The sequence below is a fragment of the Bacillus sp. SIMBA_008 genome (assembly GCF_046535495.1).
GTDB classification, from domain to species: domain Bacteria; phylum Bacillota; class Bacilli; order Bacillales; family Bacillaceae; genus Bacillus; species Bacillus subtilis.
This window is the reverse complement of sequence record NZ_JAWRWL010000007.1, coordinates 1-17,693: the sequence shown is the minus strand read 5'-3', so window position 1 is coordinate 17,693 and position 17,693 is coordinate 1. Positions and strand designations below refer to the sequence as shown.

The 17,693-nt window shown below is 36.1% G+C and carries 19 protein-coding genes and 3 pseudogenes; 6 read left to right on the top strand and 16 right to left on the bottom strand.

The features are described 5' to 3' along the window. Positions 1-93: 93 nt before the first annotated feature. Positions 94-966, bottom strand: a complete 873-nt coding sequence (locus SB658_RS19565) for a LysR family transcriptional regulator (protein ID WP_004399248.1) — start codon at positions 964-966, stop codon at positions 94-96. A gap of 100 nt (positions 967-1,066) precedes the next feature. On the opposite strand from SB658_RS19565, the gene SB658_RS19560 reads away from it, so the two are divergent. Further along, complete coding sequence (locus SB658_RS19560; RefSeq protein ID WP_004399570.1) at positions 1,067-1,945, top strand: DMT family transporter; 879 nt, start codon at positions 1,067-1,069, stop codon at positions 1,943-1,945. 172 nt (positions 1,946-2,117) lie between these two features. On the opposite strand, the gene SB658_RS19555 is transcribed toward SB658_RS19560, so the two are convergent. Further along, a complete protein-coding gene (locus SB658_RS19555; protein ID WP_004399438.1) occupies positions 2,118-2,549 on the bottom strand; it encodes a hypothetical protein in 432 nt (143 codons plus the stop codon). Positions 2,550-2,812: 263 nt separating this feature from the next. After that, positions 2,813-3,445 (bottom strand): type 1 glutamine amidotransferase family protein, encoded by a 633-nt coding sequence (locus SB658_RS19550; RefSeq protein WP_003231388.1) that lies wholly within the window; start codon positions 3,443-3,445, stop codon positions 2,813-2,815. Positions 3,446-3,670: 225 nt separating this feature from the next. Here SB658_RS19550 and bla point away from each other — a divergent pair, with 225 nt between their 5' ends. Then, a complete protein-coding gene (gene bla, locus SB658_RS19545; RefSeq protein ID WP_032721994.1) occupies positions 3,671-4,591 on the top strand; it encodes a class A beta-lactamase in 921 nt (306 codons plus the stop codon). 262 nt (positions 4,592-4,853) lie between these two features. On the opposite strand, the pseudogene SB658_RS19540 reads toward bla, so the two are convergent. Both SB658_RS19540 and SB658_RS19535 read right to left on the bottom strand, forming a co-directional pair. Further along, positions 4,854-4,943: pseudogene (locus tag SB658_RS19540) on the bottom strand (SMI1/KNR4 family protein); the annotation flags it as partial. Positions 4,944-5,050: 107 nt separating this feature from the next. Continuing rightward, entirely contained in the window at positions 5,051-5,404 is a 354-nt protein-coding gene (locus SB658_RS19535; RefSeq protein ID WP_064911717.1) for a DUF3221 domain-containing protein, read from the bottom strand. Positions 5,405-5,567: 163 nt separating this feature from the next. Between SB658_RS19535 and SB658_RS19530 the strand changes: the two genes are divergently transcribed. After that, the gene (locus SB658_RS19530; protein ID WP_074794570.1) at positions 5,568-5,801 is read left to right on the top strand and encodes a hypothetical protein; all 234 of its coding nucleotides are present in this window, start codon (positions 5,568-5,570) and stop codon (positions 5,799-5,801) included. A 393-nt stretch (positions 5,802-6,194) separates the two neighbouring features. Then, positions 6,195-6,458, top strand: coding sequence for a hypothetical protein (locus tag SB658_RS19525; RefSeq protein ID WP_064911718.1), 264 nt, complete (start codon positions 6,195-6,197; stop codon positions 6,456-6,458). Positions 6,459-6,756: 298 nt separating this feature from the next. Here the strand turns inward: SB658_RS19525 and ppsA are convergent, their stop codons facing one another. From ppsA to SB658_RS19490, 7 genes are all read right to left on the bottom strand, one after another. Further along, positions 6,757-9,357, bottom strand: a complete 2,601-nt coding sequence (gene ppsA, locus SB658_RS19520; protein WP_064911719.1) for a phosphoenolpyruvate synthase — start codon at positions 9,355-9,357, stop codon at positions 6,757-6,759. A 666-nt stretch (positions 9,358-10,023) separates the two neighbouring features. After that, entirely contained in the window at positions 10,024-10,665 is a 642-nt protein-coding gene (xynA, locus tag SB658_RS19515) for an endo-1,4-beta-xylanase XynA (RefSeq protein ID WP_015251938.1), read from the bottom strand. A 649-nt stretch (positions 10,666-11,314) separates the two neighbouring features. Beyond that, complete coding sequence (locus tag SB658_RS19510; protein WP_124048215.1) at positions 11,315-12,184, bottom strand: hypothetical protein; 870 nt, start codon at positions 12,182-12,184, stop codon at positions 11,315-11,317. Between the two features lie 22 nt (positions 12,185-12,206). Next, positions 12,207-12,716, bottom strand: a complete 510-nt coding sequence (locus SB658_RS19505) for a super-infection exclusion protein B (RefSeq protein ID WP_124048214.1) — start codon at positions 12,714-12,716, stop codon at positions 12,207-12,209. A 299-nt stretch (positions 12,717-13,015) separates the two neighbouring features. Next, on the bottom strand, positions 13,016-13,225 hold the full coding sequence (locus tag SB658_RS19500; RefSeq protein WP_124048213.1) for a hypothetical protein: 210 nt from the start codon (positions 13,223-13,225) through the stop codon (positions 13,016-13,018). Positions 13,226-13,273: 48 nt separating this feature from the next. After that, the gene (locus SB658_RS19495) at positions 13,274-14,158 is read right to left on the bottom strand and encodes a DUF5677 domain-containing protein (RefSeq protein ID WP_124048212.1); all 885 of its coding nucleotides are present in this window, start codon (positions 14,156-14,158) and stop codon (positions 13,274-13,276) included. Between the two features lie 79 nt (positions 14,159-14,237). Next, a complete protein-coding gene (locus SB658_RS19490; protein ID WP_124048211.1) occupies positions 14,238-14,453 on the bottom strand; it encodes a hypothetical protein in 216 nt (71 codons plus the stop codon). Positions 14,454-14,483: 30 nt separating this feature from the next. On the opposite strand from SB658_RS19490, the pseudogene SB658_RS19485 reads away from it, so the two are divergent. Both SB658_RS19485 and SB658_RS19480 read left to right on the top strand, forming a co-directional pair. Then, positions 14,484-14,585: pseudogene (locus tag SB658_RS19485) on the top strand (DUF8096 family protein); the annotation flags it as partial. A 110-nt stretch (positions 14,586-14,695) separates the two neighbouring features. After that, complete coding sequence (locus tag SB658_RS19480) at positions 14,696-14,926, top strand: hypothetical protein (protein WP_124048210.1); 231 nt, start codon at positions 14,696-14,698, stop codon at positions 14,924-14,926. A 9-nt stretch (positions 14,927-14,935) separates the two neighbouring features. Here the strand turns inward: SB658_RS19480 and SB658_RS19475 are convergent. From SB658_RS19475 to SB658_RS19460, 4 genes and pseudogenes are all read right to left on the bottom strand, one after another. Further along, positions 14,936-15,246: pseudogene (locus SB658_RS19475) on the bottom strand (UPF0715 family protein). A gap of 135 nt (positions 15,247-15,381) precedes the next feature. Continuing rightward, complete coding sequence (locus SB658_RS19470; RefSeq protein ID WP_144500925.1) at positions 15,382-16,341, bottom strand: DUF4062 domain-containing protein; 960 nt, start codon at positions 16,339-16,341, stop codon at positions 15,382-15,384. 30 nt (positions 16,342-16,371) lie between these two features. Beyond that, positions 16,372-16,587 (bottom strand): NUMOD4 domain-containing protein, encoded by a 216-nt coding sequence (locus SB658_RS19465; protein WP_350308379.1) that lies wholly within the window; start codon positions 16,585-16,587, stop codon positions 16,372-16,374. Positions 16,588-16,637: 50 nt separating this feature from the next. Beyond that, positions 16,638-17,600, bottom strand: coding sequence for a DUF4062 domain-containing protein (locus SB658_RS19460; RefSeq protein WP_124048208.1), 963 nt, complete (start codon positions 17,598-17,600; stop codon positions 16,638-16,640). Positions 17,601-17,693: the final 93 nt, after the last annotated feature.

Genomic DNA, 17,693 nt, shown 5'->3' with positions numbered 1-17,693 from the left:
AAAGCAACGTTCAAATGGTTGCTTTTTTCTTTTATGTAACTCTGCCGGTGAGTATTCATCTTCTTCAAATTTCATCGCAACACGATAACTGATTCAGATTACAACTGCTTTCAACACTTTGACAAACTCATGCGCCGCCGGCGTTATCTCTTCAAATGAATGTGCGATGACGCCAATATCGCGTGTGACCCTAGGAAAGATGTCCTTTTTAATCAATTGATGCGGGACGGATGAAAGTGTAAAGTTTGAAATGATGCCGATACCCAAGTTATTTTTGACCATATTAATCAAGGTTTCGGCATTTTGCACAGTTAAGTTTTCCTTTAATTCGATGTTGTATTGCGAAAATGCGTTTGACATCGCGATTTCATGACCGCCTTTACAAAAAATGAGGTCATCTTGATATGTTTCAAGGTCGACATGCTTTTCAAGTTTTAATTCGTCACGCTGCGGCGGGATGACGGCCACCATATAGTCGTTACACAATAGCTGATTTTCAAACGGTTCAAATGGAGATGCTGCGATCCCGATATCAACCGTCCGATCTTCAACCCATCCTTTTATTTGGTCAGAGGTTCCTTCGATCAATTCTATGCGGATCAGCGGGTAGTTTGATCTGAATGCCGCAATCGCCTGTGGCATGATATTTGTTGAAACTGCAGGAAATGAACCAATTTTCACCTTCCCGTTTAACAGCTTGTTTTCCCGGTTGGCTACTTGATATATTTTGCTTTCAATTCCCTTCATTTGCCTCGCCAGCAGCAATATTTCTTTTCCGATGTCAGTCAGCATTAAACCATGATGTTTATCCCTGATCAATAATTTGAGCTGCAGTGAGCTCTCCAGGTTTTTTATCGCTTTACTTACCGCCGGCTGAGAGATGAACAATTCTTTTGCCGCTTCTGTAATATTTAATTTCTCCCCAACTTTTACAAATATGTGAAGATGGTTCATGTTCATAACCATTTGGTTATACCCCCAATAATAAAAATGTATTTCAGTTATACATAAATGTAACATATGATAGAAACCAGCACGATATTTTAACAAGAAAGGCGGCTTCATTATGGTAAAAGTTATGCTGGGAATCATATCTGTCACACTTATTTGGGGTTATACTTGGGTTGCGATGAAAGTAGGAATTCATGACATCCCCCCGCTTTTATTTTCGGGTTTGCGCCTGTTCATCGGAGCAGTTCCTTTATTTCTCATTCTCTTCATCCAAAGAAAAAAGCTTTCAATTCAAAAAGAACATCTCAAAAGCTATATCATCATGAGCCTGTTGATGGGGCTGGGCTATATGGGGATTTTGACGTATGGAATGCAGTTTGTCGATTCAGGGAAAACCTCTGTTTTGGTATATACAATGCCTATATTTGTTACGGTGATCAGCCATTTTTCATTAAACGAGAAAATGAATGTGTATAAAACGATGGGACTGGTCTGCGGCCTCTTCGGACTGTTATTTATATTTGGAAAGGAAATGCTCAATATCGATCAAAGCGCTTTATTTGGGGAGCTGTGCGTACTTGTGGCAGCGCTTAGCTGGGGAATCGCGAATGTGTTCAGCAAGCTACAATTCAAGCATATCGATATTATTCACATGAATGCCTGGCACCTTATGATGGGAGCCGTCATGTTATTGGTGTTTTCCTTTATATTTGAGGCGGTCCCTTCAGCCGAGTGGACATATCAGGCGGTGTGGTCATTGCTGTTTAATGGCTTGCTTTCCACCGGCTTTACCTTTGTCGTATGGTTTTGGGTGCTCAATCAAATCCAAGCGTCAAAAGCATCCATGGCATTAATGTTTGTTCCCGTATTGGCCCTATTCTTTGGATGGCTGCAATTGCACGAACAGATCACCATCAATATTATCCTCGGCGCACTGCTGATATGCTGCGGGATTTTTATGAATACATTTACATTTTCACGACGGAAAGTGTGAATGATATACATTTCCCCTGTCATTTGGGCTTCATGTGACAGGAGAAGACTATTACGAGAAAGTCTTCTAGAATCCTGACGACAGCCTATTAAACAATGAAAAAAGCTAATGTCTGCATGTAGACATTAGCTTGGCTGGCGTTTAGGCTGGTGAGAATCCAGATACTTTTTTATTACCATTCTGGCTGATCAAACTGAAAACCGTATAGACCTTTTACTTTAACATCTCCGCAATCTGGATCTTTTGTCAAAATCAAATAATGAGTCTTATAAGGCATCGTCTCAACTCGATCAGTTGCACTAAAATCAAAATGATCCCCCGAGAAGTTTTTTTCACTAACGGTTATTTCATATCCTGACAAAGTCATTCGCATGATTCTTGCGTTAATTGTACATCCTTCAGTATCGAAAATGGTGAATCTGTACCCAAAGTGAGATGTCCAATGGTTTGAATTTAGGTCATCAGACTTCATAAACCATTTTTCATTCTCTGTCATTGTAAAACTCACTTTCTCCTCATCTTTCACGATAACGGCCGAAGCTTCCCCTACATGGATAGTCAAAGCCAAAAGAAATGTAAAAGCTAACATCAACATCTTTTTCAAAAGAGTTCCTCCCGATATCTTTTACTTCAATATATTGGAAGGGTCTTTTCTGATCAAGACAGTCTTCTCCAAATGAATCTTTAGCACCATGAAATGAGCCTTAATAAGAACAGTTTTAACCCAAATCAAACTCTATTCGAAATAAGGCTTACCAATCTATATTCTTTTTAAAAGTTTCTGCATTTCTTTATTTAGCTCCTAGACACATATAAAAAATGCTCCTATAAGTTCAGGAGCACTACAAAAAACTGCTAAAGTGTTTTCTATCGATTTATTGTATTCATTAGCTCAAAGAAATATTCAGGCTTTTGAGTCTTATTTAGCTTATACCATGAACGCAATGTATCTGGTGCAAATACATCTAATTTTTTCAATACTTCTACCGCAAATTCCAGAGGAGCAATTCCTGATGCAGTAACCAAATTTTCATCAGATACTGCAGGCCCCTTTTCATAGAATGTTTCTCCTTTGTAATTAGGGCAGACCATATTCATATAGTCGAGGTCATTGCTTGTGTGCTTTCTCGAATTTAAGTATCCTTCATTCGCGAGGCCCAAGGTTGCCCCACAAATTGCAGCAATAGTCGTGCCGAGCTTTAAAGCGTCGCCAACTTTTTTCAAGATCGGCTGATGAATATCTTCTCCCCAAGTGTTTCCTCCGGGTAAAATGATAAGATCTTGACTCCCAAGAGTACATTCGTCAAGAGAAATATCTGGTTTTATGCTTAATCCTCCCAACGTAGTTATCATTTCTTTATTAACCCCTACTGTAACTACTTTTAAAGATGCTGCATCTTGTTTAAAGTATCTCCCTGAGTTTAGTTCCGCAATTAAATATCCATATTCCCAGTCTGACATTGTGTGAAATACGTAGAGATAAACTTTTCTCGTTTGCATCCAATAACACTCCAATCACAATTGATAAAGCTTTCTAATAGATGACTTTGCTGACAGTCATTGTCAGCTTTTTTGTTGATTCTATTCTTATGCCCTTGTTCTCCCAACTTATAAAAATATAAGATCAATTGATTCTATGTTTACTAGCGCAAAGGGGTTTGTTACACTAACTGTCATGGGAAACATTTCAAAGGTAATACAAAATCATTTGAATGAGGAGGCCTGATGAAGTTGAAAACTAAAGCGTCAATAAAATTCGGAATATGTGTTGGGCTTTTATGTTTAAGCATTACTGGTTTCACACCTTTTTTCAACTCAACACATGCCGAAGCAAAATCCATAGAAGACACAAACATGGCAAGCTGTATAACGAATAAAAAATTTGTTCAACTTGAGAAAAAATTTGATGCCAGGCTTGGTGTTTATGCAATTGATATAGGTTCAAACAAGACAATCGCCTATCGGCCGAATGAACGATTTGCTTACGCATCAACCTATAAAGTTCTAGCCGCAGCTGCTGTCCTGAAGAAAAACTCAATTGAAAAACTTAATGAAGTCATCCACTACAGCAAGGACGATCTTGTTACATATTCTCCAATCACAGAGAAACACCTAGATACAGGCATGAGCCTAAAAGAAATCTCGGAAGCGGCTATCCGTTACAGCGATAATACCGCTGGGAACATCTTGTTGCAACAGCTTGGCGGCCCTAAAGGTTTTGAAAAGTCACTGAAACAGATTGGGGATCATGTAACGAAAGCTAAACGATTCGAGACGGATCTAAACTCTGCGATTCCTGGTGATATTCGTGACACCAGCACCGCAAAAGCACTGGCAACCGATCTTAAAGCCTTCACTTTAGATAACACTCTCACGACTGACAAACGCATGATCTTAACCGATTGGATGCGAGGCAATGCTACTGGTGACGAACTGATTCGGGCAGGCACTCCAATAGGGTGGGAAGTCGGCGATAAATCCGGAGCCGGAAGTTACGGGACACGAAACGACATTGCTATCGTTTGGCCGCCAAACAGAGCTCCTATTGTTGTGGCAATTCTGTCAAACCGCTTTACGAAAGATGCTAATTATGATAATGCTCTTATCGCTGAGGCTGCAAAAGTCGTCCTTAACGATCTCAAATAAAGTGTTTAGCCTTTTGCCACAAAGGAAAAGACATTACTTTTTTAACTCCTACCGTTCATTTTTTGATGAACGGTTCTTTCATAAGACCTCTAGAATCATATATTTAAACACCACAAAATTAAACGTTATTATAATTAACGGCAAGTTTTCATTCTATGGAACAAGTAAAGTTTGACCTGACAAGAATTAAGATTAAGCACCCTAAAATCCATTTTCTTCTCCTTCAAGTAAACATACAATGCAGACAACTCTCTTAAGTCTCTTATTCTGTGACCAATTTGTAATACTCATTGATATTCGGACTCTCTTCCCAATATTTCGTCTCGTTCGAAGACACTAACATATCAAACCACTTGAATTAACATAACTGAACTTGATATTGGTCACTGGCAGTTTCAATGCAATAGAACAACATTTGTTGTCTCAGAGGTTATCTATATGAGAATTCAACAATTTTTTTTATAATAATTCATATTTTTGTATCGTTGCACTTGGTGGATTTGACTCTTTAAGTGTATGGAACCACACTTTTATTTTTTCACCTCTTTTGAGATCATCTGTGTTATCAATCTCACTTAATCCTACAATTACTATGTTATTTTTAAAATTGTTCATAAGTTGTCCTTCAGAAAAATCGTAATCTTCTTTTACTGGAGCTTTTGTATCGGTAATGAGAATTGCTCTTTCATTGTCTTTAAGCACGACATAGCCTACTAGGCTCTGCATCTTTGTTTCGTCACCGTTTTGTTCACTTTTATTGCAGCCTGCAAGAAAAATAATGAGCACTATCAAGCTTACTCCAATTTCCGGCAACCTTTCTCCCTCCCGTCATGTTTAACAATCTCACTCCATAACTACATATCAATAAACTGTAGTGTAAACCTATCCAGAAACTTCTTCATTTTCTCATATTGAATCTTTTACAAGCTGTTAATACATAGACTAAATCGGGTAAAAATTCGTAGAGGTGATTTCATTGAATGATGATCATAAAGTAACTCATTACTCTTCATTTATTTTTTCAACAATCATGGTATTGGTGGTCGCCCTCTTTCCACAATACACTTCTTGGTTTGTAACAGTTTTCTTCTTGGGTTTTGCACTTATCTATACATTCCAAAAACATAAAACAAGTTCTTCAAAAGCAATATCTTATATTTCGTATTTTTTATTCATTGTTTCATTGACTTACACTTTAGTTAATATGTAATAGTAATCCTCCCTTTTTGGGAGGATTTTTTGTTTAAGCTTATTTCTAGGCTGCTTTTGGGCCACCTCTATCTATAATGATAAAACTACCTGAACCAATTTTTTCTTCATCTCTTTGTTTTCGTAAATAGCAATATTGTGGCTGTCATTAATATAATACCTGCCATTTTAAACTCTTTTTGATCTTTAAGATAAACAACAGGGACATTCACCAAACGGATCTACTTCTTTTTGTTCTTTCTCAAATGTTCGTATGTGGTTGCCTTCGAACCATACCCTTACTCTTATTCCGCTAAAATCGAGATTTTTACTTTTTATGATCCATTATTCACTTTCAAAATAACTTCCAATCACAACATAATATATGTATAAATTGTAAATGGAGTTGATATAATTGAAGATTAGGAAAATCTTATCGTGTTCTGCTTTATCCTTTGGCATGCTCATATCCGCGGTTCCCGCATTGGCTGCTGGCACTTCGTCTGAGGTTGCAGTAAAAAGTGATGAATATGATTATGACACTATATACCGCATTAGTCCTCTGCCAATGGACTTTTTGCCAACAATAGAATACAACGGTTATACTTATACGCTTACACGTCATTATTTTGATTACTCAATCGGGTTTTACACGGCTATTTATACAAAAGTTGTTTAAATTTATAAAGGAGCTTTTTAGCTCCTTTTTCTCTTGTTTTAAGCACAAATACAAGTTTAAATGCTGGTAATAAACAATTCACTTTAAAGAAGCGCCGCCCGCAAAATGCGGCTTTTGCACACTACGCCAATTTTATATAGAAAAGCCAGACCTCCTCCAAGAGGTTCCAGCTTTTCTTAATGTGCTATCGATCTTCGTTAGTTCAACGGGAACTTTATCATTCGGTACAATTGCAGCCTCCCAACTTCTAGTTAGGGCTGGTGGGGAATATCTGATGGCTCTCTACACACATCAGACATTATAAGATTTCAATGTAGCCTTCTGTACCATGAACGCGAATTCGTTGCCCATCTTTTATCAGCTTGGCAGCATTTTCAACGCCAACAACTGCAGGTAAGCCATATTCACGGGCTATAACAGCTCCATGGGTCATCAGCCCCCCGACTTCGGTGACTAGGCCTTTTATGGATACAAACAATGGTGTCCAGCTTGGATCGGTAAAGGAGGTAACTAATATATCTCCATCTTCTAGATCAGCATCTTCCATGTTTAAAATGACACGCGCTCGCCCCTCTATCACTCCGGAGGAAACAGGTAGACCTACAATCGCTCCGGCTGGGAGATTTTCTCGTTTATACTCACCTGTAACGATTTCACCATCAGACGTGATAACACGTGGTGGAGATAGTTTTTCATATAATTTGTACTCGTCTTTTCGTGTACTGATGATTTGATAATCCAGTTTATGTGTGCGTACGACTTCGTGAAGTTCTTCAAAAGTGAGATAGTATATATCTTCTTTTTCACGAATAACGCCCGCTTCTATGAGTTGTTCGGATTCTTTCATTAAAGCCTGCTTATAAACGAAGTATCGATTAACCATGCCGTATTTTGGATATTCCCTAAACCCGCTGAAATTCCGGATGATATCTATCATTCGTTTTGTTTCTTTGGCTTTTTGTTCACCATCCGGTAATTGCTTTAATCGATCTAATAACTCTTGCTCTTTCTTCAAAGCTTCCTGTCGCCCTTGCTCAAATTTCCGATGGCTGGCATTTGGCTCACTGTTATTGATATTATTAAGAATCATTGGGATAAGTGTAGTTGGTTTTTCGCTCCATCGAGTTCTTGTAATATCAATTTCTCCGGTACATCGCATTCCGTATTTGCTGAGATAATCATAGATCGCGTCTCGGGTTTTGCTTCCGCCATCAAACTTAGCTAGTTCATCCAAAAAGTTATCATCTTTTACATGTTGTAAGTAATCAATTACCTCTGGATAAGGACGAATCACATCTGCGACGTCTAATAGCGCAAGACCCATTTCTGAAGTAATATTATGGGGTACAGATTGAGAAAGCGTATCTGCTGCGTTTTTTTCACCTAACCACTTGTTCATTTTTTCGTTAATCCATAATGAAGCATTCATAGCAGTTCGAATCACAACCGAACTTTCTGGGTTAAATAAAATCTTCTTTAATTCCTGGATATCTTCTAGAATAAAACGAAATAAATCTGATCCTGATTTCGTTTGGATGTTTTGTTTTAACTCTTCTATCGATGTTTGACTGCTCTCAATCAAATCAGACACGATTGTCGGATCGTTTTCAACTTGAGCCGGCATATCTGCATTGCCTCTGCTGGGATTTGGTGCTGTTTTATCATTTGGTATCGACTTTATGAAATCTCGTCGCTTTATTATGGTCATAAGTGCGTCTTTTAAGAGCTGATCGTGCTGCCCCATGCCTTTTAAGAAAACTTCTCTGCTGTCAGGGGATGCCAGATGATGTGTGACATCAACAAATAGCCTTCCACCGGCTTTACGCATGGGTGCAGCAGTCGTCAACAGAAAAAAAGACAATCCCAGTGGTTTTATGGGATCCGTCATCATTTGTTGATGACCAACAGAAATATAGACGTGATTTTCTTGGTCACTCGCTTCAGGGATGGGGAATAAAGTAGTGATTGGACGACTCTGTACAATATAAAAAGTATCGCGGGCCAAACACCATTCGATATCTTGCGGCTGGCCGAAATGAGCTTCGATCTCTCTTCCAATGCGTGCCAGCTGTAAAATTTGTTCATCAGTCAATGTTTGAGCCTTTTGCTGATCAGAATCGATCTGCTGTGTTTCTGTTCCGCCTTCTTTTCGTCCGTAGATAGCCATTTTTTTAGTTGCTATTCTCTTATCGATGATTTGCCCATCCTGTACTTTATAACAATCGGCAGATACCAAGCCAGAAACCAGTGCTTCACCAAGTCCAAAACCGGCATCGATGGATAACACCTTTCGGTTGGAGGTAATCGGATCAGCGGTAAATAAAATCCCCGAAGCCTGAGGGAAAACCATCCTTTGAACGATAACGGATAAATAGACTTGGCTGTGGCCAAATCCATTTTGCATACGGTAAATAACCGCGCGATCCGTAAATAGGGACGCCCAGCATTTACTGATATGCTGCAAGATTGCATCGACGCCGATTATATTTAAATAGGTGTCTTGTTGACCGGCAAAAGAAGCATGTGGTAAATCTTCAGCAGTTGCACTAGAACGCACGGCATAGGCATGTTCCTCGCCAAACTGGGAGAGATATTGAGCCACAGCTTTCACAACATCGGAAGGGATGTCTACTTCCATAATGATTTGCCGAATCTTTCTGCTGATGTTACCAACTTGATCTCGGTCCTCAACTTTTAGCATCGCCAATTGATCCAACAACACTTGTAACGTTTCGTTTTGTTCGATGGCTTTTTGATATCCTACTGTTGTGACACAAAATCCTTCTGGTACTTGTATACCTTGAATTTTTGATAATTCCCCTAAATGTAACCCTTTTCCTCCAACGAGCGAAAGCTGTGTTTTTTCAATTTCAGGTAAACCGAGAACCAAAGAACTCATTCTACATCTCCCCTTCAAAAAAAATATTGACAAGAGCTTCCTAGCAGGATATAATAAGATTATAAGATGGATATCTATAACTTTTTAACTAGAAAGCGCACGTAGTGTGATTATATCACCGTGTCTGTTTTTGTGCAATATAAAAAGAACCTGGTGAAATTGCCCAGGTTCTTTTCTTAATTTCCATAGCTAGTCGCATTAAAAAACTTGGTTTGAGCTGATTCAATCCTCTAAGGAAATCCTAAAGTTGGGTTCTTTTTGAACTTACTTGCTTTGTTCGTAGAGTCCCCATTCATAAATTAGATTTTTTGTTCTTAACAGTCCCACCTTTAACTAGTATAAAGTTATGAGGATCTGGTTAACTACTAGATATTTTTATTTTGAATAAGGCTTATGTTTGATAAAGAAGGGTTATGTAAGGTGTCTGTTGTGAGCAAGCGCTGACTACAAAAATTGATAACATTCTCATTTAAATACCATTCTATTAACCTATAGGAAAAGTTATAAAACCAGATGGAGAATACCCTACCTCCAGCAATTGCAAGGCCGTTCACCTAGTAGAAAACAACCTTTAACCATTACTAACGATTTTAATAATCATTGATTATAAAACTTCTCAAGGAACGATCAGCAGCCCGTTAGCTACCCCTGATTAAAGATGATCTGTTACCACACTGTTACGTTAGAACTTCCACTACTTTGATATCCTTCTGTCGCCATGACTTGGTAAGCCCAATTACTGCCCAGATTCATTCCATGGCTCTTCCATGCGTTCACATGATTGCTGAAAGTGATTGTAGCGTTGCTTCCAGTTGGTCTCTTCGTCTGGCGAACACTCCAGTACTGCGTAAAAGTAGTGCGATCGCCATCAATGGAAGGTGCGTTATAACGTGTAGTTGTATATATGTCATATGTACCTCCATCACTCTTTACAGTACCTTTATACGTTCCGGTAGGCCTATAAGTACCCCATGAATCCACCACATAATATTCTATGAGGGGCGATCTCGTCCAGCCATACAAAGTCAAATACCCATTGCCATTCGGCGCCCAAACTCCGGCATTATAGTTTATCGTCCTAAATGGCGAACCTGTAGTCCAACCTTTACCAACAACGAAATTTCCGGTATTAGACCAATTAACACTGTAATTCCCGCCAGACCCATTGACAGCGTTTACTATACCGCCCCCATCAGTCCAATTTTGCCAGTAGTCTGTGCTAGCTGCAGAGGCGGTTGCCGAAAACAAGCTAATACTCATTAAAGCTGCCGATAATCCAACTAAGAAATTCTTTTTAAACTTAAACATATGTTACCTCCTATAATATTTTTTCCGACTTTGAGGTAGCACTCGTATACATTTAAAACATTCTTAATTACTAACGCCAAAGCTTTTGATCGTCCCCTTCAGTATAATAACACGAATTCACGAGTGAATATTAAAAGTATTTGTAATTTAATTACAAATACCTAGAAACACATTATAAGTGGTCTTCTTCCACCATATCCTAATCCTTTTTTCGCAGGATCACAATTCTTGTTTCTAATTCAGATGGAGTAATATCTGCAATGATTTCCCATTGAACCATTTCTATAAAGGAGATATACAGTAGAGATTGTGAAATTATTGTGCTGCCGCTTGTCTAATGAAGGGAAGCAAATCTATGAAGAATATGAAGAACTGAAGAAGAAAACAATTAAGGTTATACTAAGAAAGAACTGCTCAATTAGAATTATTGACCAAAAATTTGAGGATGATAGCTTAGATCAGTTTTACAAAGAAGTTGCAAGATTGTTATTTGAAAGGACTCTGAAAAAGAAAAATAAGAATTGACAATCGGGGTAACTGTGGGATGTAACCGAGCCTCCAATTCAAAATAAATATCTTTAAAATTCTTATTTTATTCAGTTATTGAGTACAGTATAAAACCGTACTCAACCGTTATATAGAACATAAATTAACTTAAAATAACATGAGCCTCATTTTTCTTTTCTTGTGTTAAATTATTGATTCTATAAAGTAAGTTATCCATCATCATTATCATTTTCAATGAAATTTCTTCTTTAGCATACATAGTCGGTTTAGCTCCTCCATGTAGAATCGCATGGCGACTAACATCTGAAAGATTTTCTTGTCCATGTTGAAACTGTTCCAATATAAAATTTAAATAAAACTTTCCAATGATATTATCAAAGTTGAACGGATTTTCATCACCTTTACTATCCTCGTCATCTTCAATATTAAATAAAATTTTTAAAAGCTTTTTAAATTTCGAGCCGGTTACTCTCTGTTTAATATCAAAACCATCTATTACTATACCTTCCATTTGTGACAGAATAGAGGGGACGGATATAGCAAACATTCCGAGATTATGTGCATTTAACGATTGTCTTAATAAAGGCAGTCTTTCTTTTAAAAGACTATAATTTTCCCAATGCCTTTTAATTTCATCAATTCTTTGAGCATTGTAATGGTCTTTCATGATGTCATCTATAATACTTTTTAAATTAGATTCACCGTTTTCAACATATTCACGACCTATTTGTCGCATTAAAAGAATATCTGTACTTTCACTAGGTGGATACCCCAGAAGAAATATCACCTTTTTATAATTTTTAATGTCCTCTTTTGTTTCGATAAATCCTTCTGCTATTCTAGTCAATGATTCTTGTATTTCTGGGCGTTTAAAGTGTTCTCTAATACTTATAGATAGGTTAACCAGTGGCTGAATTGATTTTGATATTGCAGTATGTATAGTTTCTGTTGATTCTTCTATGCTTTTAACCCCTTGAATAAAACTGCTCATGTCAATATTATTATTTTTCATTTCCAGAACTCTCCGTTTTTTATCATTTAAAGATTTCACTTGCTGACACCCAGTATAATTCTTTGTTTGCATTTAAATATTCATATACCCAATCTTCTATTATGAATGCATATTTTGATTCCTCAAAAGGATGCTCACTTATTTGACGAATTAATTGCATGCTCTCTAGTTTTTTAACTGATCCATTTGCATTATGTAAAGGGAGCCATTTAGACTTATTCCAAATAAACTCCCCAAGTATACTCTTTTCTATTTTTGTTAAATTATGAAGGTATGATATCTGATTTTCTTTCTCCTTCTTTTCTTTTTTATTTGCAACAAGTTTGTTTAAATAATTTATCCCAAGAACAGAAATTAACATACTAAATGCGCCTAAGCATAACAATATTAAAATTAATGAAGGTTCACTAACCTTCATATCCCTAAATGAATCAAATTGAAACACTATGATTCCTAACAGGCTAAAAATAATATAACCTACTAACTGTTGGGTCCCCCCTTTTAAAAGATCTACAATTTCTTTAACAACCAATTTATATTCTTCCTTAAATTTTATTCAAACCATTTACTTTTTAAATTGTTCCTTGTGTAACAGAAGAATTGTAGATGTGGATTAGATTTATACCTTTTCCATGACTCTTCTCTAAGATCTAGCCTATACTTCATTTTACTTTTATTTGCAATATTTTTAAAAATTTCTATTGAACAAAAAAAGACAATTAAGTCTGCTCCTCTTTCAAAAACTGTAGCTATAAATGGTTTGAAACCTAATCTTTCACAGGCTTTTTCAGACGATTCAAGAGCTTTCTGAGTAATTCCAATGCTGGGCTTTCAGTCAACTAGAGATTTAAATTTAACTGATATTCCCCAGTTTTCACCCTCTTCACTTCTAGCAAAGATATCAATCCCCACATAATCAAATTTCACACACTCAAACCCCTTGCTGGATAAATAAAAAAGAATCATTTGTTCACCAAATTTTCCTGCTATATCAGCATGCCTTGAACTTTTAAATACTAACTTTCCTCCATCCTGCCCCATATATACAACCTCGCTATGAAATAAAATGATTATCTTACTATCCTATTTTTAAAGCTTTGCTATTTCATACTCAACATTAATATTCAACCTAGATGTTCTCTCAACCTGCTTTTTCGCATTGTTTATATACCAAAAGGCAAATTCCTCTTTTCCAATTAACATAAAAATTTCTGTTATAATAGTGAAGGTCATTGAACTGTAAAATGGCACTTCTTCAAAATTCCTTAGTGATATCCCCCCAGCATCATTTCCTACTTTAATATTTTTCATAGTTGCCCCTGCATGTATAAATTCTGATGCTCGCTTATATAAGAAGACATAACGTGCTTCAGCATTTAAATATTTGGCAAGCTCTCTTAAATTCCTCAGATTACTATAAAGTGAGTACCAATTTTTTGGTTTTTTCTTATCCCACGCATCTTTAACATTTTGAACCTCTTTTTTCTTCAAAAAATTATATAAATGCTTACACGATTCTGACACAGGTATACTCTGTACCTCATCAAAGTTAGGAAATTCATTCGTGAAGATTTCTCTGTGTTTTTTCCCACTATTGGTACTTGAATCGAACATTTCTCTTAATTTGATTTCCTGGTAACAGCTGTGAACCTGATAAGCTATAACCCCCTTATCTTTCGGTTCTGTGTACATATACTCAAAGTACAGTGCTGCTTCGAACATCGATCTACATAGTGGTATCATTCCTTCTGAAGCACCTTTTTTACTCATAATGGCTGCTCCATCCACCATATTTAATATGTGGGCTAAAAGAGTAAATAGAGGTGCATTAAGCTCATTATCACCACACTCGTCATATAGCCGTTTATACATAATATCTCCATAATCTACAAACGAATCCATTAACCTTCCAATTGCATTAAATTCTTTTTGTATATCCTTATCTATCTTCCTGTTTATTAAACTTCTCTTCATCCCTTTGTCTCCTATTTTTTATTCCAAATTAATTGCTTCTTATAAATCTTGCATGAAAGTTGTCACACAACTATTACTCCTAACGCTTTACGACTTGGATTTCCCTTACCTCACATTGCACATTACACCTTGTTTTAAGCTCACTGGCTACCTCAATGACTTCATACATTGTTTGCAATTTAGAAGCCCGGTGGAGGTCGTTAGATGTCATATAACCGTCCTCATCTAACTTAAATGATTTGAAGTATTCCTTGTTTTCAAACTGCAGCACATAAAAATAATCAAGCAAAGGCATAAATCAACCTCTTTTAAATAATTTTGTAACGGCCGCTGCGACAATTGTGATTACACTTTGTTCAAAAGCTCTGTGAAGAGTGGAATATTCTTGCGTGAATGTCGGCGATGCGGTATGAAAAAGAGCATTTAGTTTAATGCTCTTTTTGTTTAAAACACTTCTTTTATCTTGATTCTTTATGCTCTCGGATTAAGACGCGTATCGTGTTAAGGTTAATTCATGACCGCATAAGGAGTGATACCTTGCTAAAAGTTGCAAAAATTTCGGTTTCTTGCATTGCATTAGTCTTGTGCATATACTCATTGTTCAATCAAAATGAATTATTGTTGATTGTTGTGCAATTATTTGTTGCCGCCCTTTTATCATTAGTCGGAGTTGAAGCGATATTAAGCAAACAAAAACTGTCCGAATATTTACTGTTTGGATCAGCAGCCTTCTTACTTGTTGTAAACGGTGTGAAATTCATAATTTAATTTAATATGTTAATTTCGTAGGAATATGGAGTCCCAAAACCAATAAATAAGACCTGCAACAATACTCAGAATGTAATAATTTAAGCTTCTGAATACAGTAAGAGCATTTGGCCGATAATCAACAGTCCAGAACAAAAACATAGCTAAAAAGGCTACTGCAATATAAATTAAAAAATTGTTCAAACTGCTGAATTTTCTGGCCTTCTTCTTAGCCACACTTGCAAAGGGACAGCAAACACCAAGTAAGTGATTAAAGCGTATAATCCTATGATGCCAATAGTAACTAGCGCGATTGCCAAAAAACCAGAGTAAACAAACATATATAGACCAAAGATTAGACCATATGACAAACTTGAAAATGCCAATGTATAAGCGTAACTGTCTAACGCTTTTTGATTGATGCTCAAATCAACACCTCCACTTGTTTCACATTTCCCTTTAAAATCGTAGTTCATTTACTTTATTAAGTTTTCCATCTCGTATTTAGCAATAAATTTTTGACCGTTTTTTGACAATTGTATTCTTTGGTAAGGCTTTGCAGCTACCTTGGTTTTTTCAAGAAGATTAAACGGGATGAGTTTTGGAGCAACATCAAAAAATAAAAATCTTTCATATTCTCTCATATTACCGCTATTTTCAACTCCAATTGTAAAATTGCTTCTATGTACATAAAAAAGCTTAAATAGAGATTGTTCTCTGTTCTTAACTTCTTCGTAATAATTTATATCAGGAAGACTCAATTTTATATTATTTAAATAAGTTAAAATATCTTTATATGAATATCCATCAAATTCATTTTCTTTTGTGAATTTCTTTTCTAATTTAGCAAGTTTTTCCTTGATAATTGAGTTCTCTTTAAGAAGGGAGTAATTTTCTTCTTTAACTTTCTTTAAACTTTCAACTTCATTTCCAGACACCCAGCCTACAAGCTTTTCATCTTTCTCATATTCTTTGAGCGATGCAAACACTGCTAACTCAATATCTTTTGTGTCACTATAAAATTTTGATACTTTACTTAATACTGTATCTTTAAATTGTCTATACTCACTATAATGTTCTCTTTCAATAACATCTTGCCCTTTTTCTTTTACTTTTTTATCCAGAGCTTCATCACTAATTACAATTGAAAATCTAGGTTTTCCTACACTCTCTGCATAATCATACTCCCAATGCGTATAACTCTTATTTGTTTCTTCATCAATCGATCCATATCTACCACCAAGAATTAACATATAAACATCCGATTCATCAATCCAATTTTTTATTGTCTCTTTTTGTGACTGATCACCGGATTTAAACAATTCCATACCAGCGGGTATGTGTCCAGCATTAAGGACAGCTGCAACTGCAGCCTGTCTTTCTTCAGTTAAATCAGTATATGTTGAGGATATAAATACTTGCAATCTTTTATTCATGAAAATTCACCTTTCGTTATAAGATTGGTTTTATTTGAATATTTTATCAATTAGATACTTAATATTGTTGCTAAAAGTCTTTCCGCCCTTCGTCAACTTTACAGAAGGATAACCATTAGGTTTTTCATATAGCGTTTTATCTTTACCTTTAAGACGCCTGCCGTCTATCCCGAATCGCTCCAAGCTTCTAACCGATCCGTCCATTGCTATCTCATATAACCCCTCATACCCTGGATTGGTTTGTATTCCTTAGAAAACAGTTGAGTACCTCATTTCCATAAAAGATTGATTTTATTTTAACTTACACTCTCACGAAACTTTTCTAACTCCATTTTCGCTAAGAATTCGTTCCCTGCTTTTGAAAGTTGAATTCTCTGAAATGAGCCACCAGATCCTACTTTTTCAACCAGTCCAAAACTTAACAATTTAGGAGCTAGTCTATAATACAAAAATTTTTTATTGTTTTTAAGAGTGCCATTGTTAACAATACCCAACGATAATGTGTTACGAAATTTTTTTAGAGCAGAAAGCAAGGATATTACTCGGCTTTCTCTATCCTCTAGTGCATAATCGGGAATATCTAATAATGTTATAGCTAAATAATTTTTCAATTCATGGTAAGTAAACCTACCTACCTTCTCCTCTGCATTAGCCTTCTCTTTTAACTTTAATAATTCCTCATTAATTCTTTTGTTTTCAATTAAAAGTTTGGCCTGCTCTTTTTGTAAAGTTGCTAAATTGTTAAATTCTTCACCAGATATCCACCCAATTAAAGTGTCATCTTTTTCATACTCTTTAATTGATTCATAAATAGCAAGTTTAATATCTTTAGTATCTTTGTAAAACTTTGATAATTTGCTCAGAACAGTCTTTCTAAAGTCTTTATAGGCTTGATAATTCTCTCTTTCTAATACATCTATTCCGTTTTCTCTAACTTTTTGTTCCAGAGTCCCATCATCAATTACAATTGCAAATCTTGGTTTACCTGCAGTATCTGCATAATCGTATTCCCAATGAGTATAACTTTTGTTTGTTTCTTCATCTATGGATCCATACCTACCGCCTAGAATCAACATATAGACATCTGATCCATCAATCCAACGTTTAATAGTTTCTTTCTGAGATCTGTCTCCAGCTTTAAATAGCTCCATTCCTGCTGGAATATGTCCTGAGTTAAGTACCGCTTCAACAGCAGCTTGCCTTTCTTCAATTAAATCAGTATATGTTGAGGAGATGAAAACCTGTAGTTTTTTCTTCATCGACTATTCACCTTTTCTATAAAAGTACGATTTTATGTAGACCTAGAAAACTTGTAATTACTTCCTATCCTTGTAACTTTAGTATACCATTTT